Source organism: Bacillus cereus group sp. BfR-BA-01330 (assembly GCF_022663885.1).
Lineage (GTDB): Bacteria > Bacillota > Bacilli > Bacillales > Bacillaceae_G > Bacillus_A > Bacillus_A cereus.
Genome location: NZ_JAKUGK010000036.1, coordinates 1 through 376 on the forward strand (window position 1 = coordinate 1; position 376 = coordinate 376).

The following is a 376-nucleotide window of genomic DNA, read 5'->3' on the forward strand; positions in this document are numbered from 1 at the left end:
TAGGTTTAGATTTTTAACGTCTTTATTTTGATATCCACAACAAGAACATAATTGGCTGGAAGCAAATGTTTTCGATACGACAATGACTTGTTTGCCATACCATTTTGCTTTGTATTCTAACATGGATCGAAATTGTGACCAAGATACCTCACTAATTACTTTTGCTAACTTATGATTCTTTAACATATTCGCTACTTGCAAATCCTCTATACCGATCACATCGTGGTTTTTGATGATTTCAGTTGAAATTTTGTCCAAGTAATCTTTTCTAGTATTTGATATGTATTCATGAATTCTAGCTACCTTTACTCGTTGTTTATTCCAGCGAGAAGATCCTTTCATTCTTCTAGAAAGCACACGCTGTGCTTTCGCCAAC

The 376-nt window shown here is 34.3% G+C and carries 1 protein-coding gene; it reads right to left on the reverse strand.

Annotation, left to right across the window (positions count from 1 at the left end; all coding sequences use genetic code 11):
• Positions 1-376: transposase (locus MR112_RS28725; RefSeq protein ID WP_242245901.1), on the reverse strand; the 376-nt coding region annotated here is incomplete at both ends.